The sequence below is a fragment of the Streptomyces hyderabadensis genome, from assembly GCF_020404845.1.
Lineage (GTDB): Bacteria > Actinomycetota > Actinomycetes > Streptomycetales > Streptomycetaceae > Streptomyces > Streptomyces hyderabadensis.
The window spans coordinates 1-3389 of sequence record NZ_JAIOJZ010000120.1 but is presented as its reverse complement, the minus strand read 5'-3'; the positions used below and the strand labels follow the sequence as shown (position 1 = coordinate 3389).

The 3389-nt window shown below is 74.4% G+C and carries 3 protein-coding genes; 2 read left to right on the top strand and 1 reads right to left on the bottom strand.

The window, feature by feature from the left end:
- On the bottom strand, positions 1-556 hold a 556-nt coding region (locus K7854_RS37100), incomplete at its 3' end, for an NAD(P)/FAD-dependent oxidoreductase (protein ID WP_226030960.1).
- 374 nt (positions 557-930) lie between these two features.
- Here K7854_RS37100 and K7854_RS37095 point away from each other — a divergent pair.
- A complete protein-coding gene (locus K7854_RS37095) occupies positions 931-1809 on the top strand; it encodes a TetR/AcrR family transcriptional regulator (RefSeq protein ID WP_226030959.1) in 879 nt (292 codons plus the stop codon).
- 181 nt (positions 1810-1990) lie between these two features.
- Positions 1991-3389: sigma-70 family RNA polymerase sigma factor (locus K7854_RS37090; RefSeq protein ID WP_226030958.1), on the top strand; the 1399-nt coding region annotated here is incomplete at its 3' end.

The window sequence follows — 3389 nt, the reverse complement described above, 5'->3', positions numbered from 1 at the left end:
CCACGCCCGCGTAGCCGCCGCCGACGAAGACGAAGGTGAGGGCGGCGTCGCGCAGGGCCGGGTCGCGGGTGGAGGAGGCGATGTCCATCTGTTCCAGGACGTGGTTGCGCAGGCCGATGGCTTCCTCGACGGTCTTGAAACCGACGCCGTGGTCGGCGAGTCCGGGCACGGGCAGGGTGCGTGAGACGGAGCCGGGGGCGAGGACGAGTTCGTCGTACGTGAGCCGGCGGGCGCCCGTCCGCTCCTCGTCGGTGGCGAGGGTGGTGAGGGTGGCGGTGCGGGTCGTGTGGTCGATCGCCCGGACCTCGCCGACGACCACGTCGCACTGGCCGAGGACGCGGCGCAGGGGGACGACGACGTGCCGCGGGGAGATGGAACCGGCGGCCGCCTCGGGGAGGAACGGCTGGTACGTCATGTAGGCGTCGGGGGTGACGACGGTGATCTCGGCCTCGCCCCGCCGCAGTTCGCCCTTGAGGTTCCGTTGCAGCCGCAGGGCCGTGTACATCCCGACGTAGCCACCGCCGACAACGAGAATGCGCGCACGTTCCTTCACCATCCCATGACGCACCCGGCGCTTGCGTTTGTCCACAGGCTCGTCAATTTGTGTGACCGGAGATCGTCGAAGCGCGGGGCCGGGAGAATCGCCGTGGCGCGGGGTGATCACGCAGGTCAGCGTGGGTAAGTACGGGGGTGGGGAGCGGCACATTCGGGGCGTATGCGGTGCGTGCTCCGATCGGGGGGCGCTCCGTGCGGAACGTGCCCCTTCTGAATTGACTCCCGCTCAACTATGTTCTTTCCCACGGTGTGCAGGGGGATGTGCTCATGGGGTCCGCGACGGGCGGGCCGCGCAACCGGGCCCGTTCCACGCACTCCGGCTTTCGATGGCGGGGAGTGTCTCCGGGGGGAGACGTCATTACCGGGGGATTGTCTATGCATGTTCAGGATTCTCATTGGTCGTCCGCGTCGGCCGTCGCGCCCGGTGGTGCGATGAGCGCCTCGACGGGCGGCGCACGCGGCGACGCGGCACGGAGCGCGCCCCTGCGCGTGGACGCCCAGCGCAATCTGGAGCACGTGCTGCGCGCGGCGCGGGAGGTGTTCGGCGAGCTGGGCTACGGCGCTCCGATGGAGGACGTGGCGCGGCGCGCGCGGGTCGGCGTCGGCACGGTGTACCGGCGCTTTCCGAGCAAGGACGTCCTGGTGCGCCGGATAGCCGAGGAGGAGACGGCTCGGCTGACCGACCAGGCGCGTACGGCGCTGGGGCAGGAGGACGAGCCGTGGTCGGCGCTGTCCCGCTTCCTGCGGACGTCGGTGGCCTCGGGCGCCGGCCGGCTGCTGCCGCCGCAGGTGCTGCGGGTCGGGGTGCCGGGCGACGCCGACGGCGGCGTCGGCGGTGCCCGTGCTGCGTCGGCCGGTGATCCGCGGGTGCCGCAGCAGCGGATACAGCCGGGCACCGGCGAGCTGCGCCTGGTGCCCGAGGACGCCGCGGTGGCCGGAGTGTCGGCCGACGGCACGGGTCCCCTCACGGACGCGGCGGGTCCGGCCGCGGGCTCCGCCACGGGTTCCGCAGCCGAGGGCGGCGCGGGTTCCGTGGCGGGCGACGACGGGGCCGCGGCGCTCCTGGAGGTGGTGGGCCGGCTCGTGGAGCGGGCGCGGACGGCGGGTGAGCTGCGACCGGACGTGTCGGTGTCGGACGTACTGCTGGTCATAGCCACCGCGGCGCCCTCGCTGCCGGACCCGGCCCAGCAGGCGGCGGCTTCGACCCGGCTGCTGGACATCCTGCTGGAGGGGCTGCGGTCGCGCCCGGCCTGAGACTGCGGCGCCGTCGGACGGCCCGTAACTCCTTCCCCGAACGGTTGAGCGTTATTACCGCGGCACGGCAAGTCCCCACAGACGAGTGATGGTCGGCACAGGGGGGTCCTGAACAAAAGCCAATATGGCACGCTGACCCGGTGTTCGGACTGGCTGGGCAGGTTGGCGGGGGCTTTCCGCGATGAGCGTTGACAGGCGGGACGGGTCGCTCGGCGACGGCGAGAACGGCCCCGGTGACGGCGGAACCGGCGACACCCGGGCCGCTGACACCCGGGCCGCCGACGCCCGGAATGACGAGACCCGGAATGGCGAGAGCCGGGACGGTGACCGGGACGGTGATGCGCCGCAGGTGCCGGGGCAGGGCGGCCCGGCCGGTGCCCGGCGGGACGGTGCTCCCGCCAAGGGCGACCGGCCGACCGGGGACACCGGCCCCGACGGCGCCTCGGCGGCCGGTGGCCGCGACGCTGCCGCCGAGGCCGGTGGCAGCGGGGGCCCCGTCGAGGACGGGGGCCGTGCGGCGGCCGGGATTCCGGCGCAGCGCGAGCTGCACGAGGACAGCGTCCTGCCGCCGCCGCGGGACCTGTACGACGGGAGCGTCCTGCCGCCGCCGCGGGAGCAGCCGGCGTCCGACGCGGACCTGATCGAGCGGATGCGCTCGGGCGACGACACGGCCTACGAGGAGCTGTACCGGCGCCACGCGGACGCGGTGCGCCGGTACGCGCGCACCTGCTGCCGTGACGCCCACACCGCGGACGACCTCACCGCCGAGGTGTTCGCCCGCATGCTCCAGGCGGTGCGCGGCGGTTCGGGACCCGAGTACGCCGTGCGCGCCTACCTGCTCACCGCGGTCCGGCGCGTCGCCGCCGGCTGGACCAGGTCGGCGGGCCGGGAGCAACTCGTCGAGGACTTCGCGGTGTTCGCCGCGCAGGCCGCGCACACCGCGAAGGGGGACGACGACACCCTGGAGCTGGGTGCCGACGTCCGCGCGATGCACGAGGCCGAGCAGTCGATGGCCATGCGGGCCTTCCGGTCGCTGCCCGAGCGGTGGCAGGCCGTGCTGTGGCACACCGAGGTCGAGGACGAGTCGCCGAGCGAGGTGGCCACGCTCTTCGGGCTGGACGCCAACGGCACCCGTGTCCTCGCCAGCCGCGCCCGCGAGGGGCTGAAACAGGCCTACCTCCAGGCCCATGTCAGCGAGGCCCTCGCCACCGACGAGGAGTGCGCCCGCTACGCCGACCAGCTCGGCACGTACGCGCGCGGCAGACTGCGCATCCGGGCCGAACGCGGACTGCGCAAGCACCTGGAGGAGTGCGCCAGGTGCCGACTGGCCGCGACCCAGATCGAAGAGGTCGCGAGCGGCATTCCGGCCGTGGTGCCCGTCGCGGTCATCGGCTGGTTCGGTGTCGCCGGGTACGCGAAGGCGGCCGGGCTCATCGCCGGGGGCGCGGGCGCCGGTGCTGCGGGAGCCGCGGGGGCGGCGGCCGCGGCGAGCGGCGGCAGCTCCGGCGGTGCGGGCGCCGGGGGCGGCGCGGCCGCCTCCGAGGGGCTGGGCGCTCCGGTGAAGGCCGGTATCGCGGCCG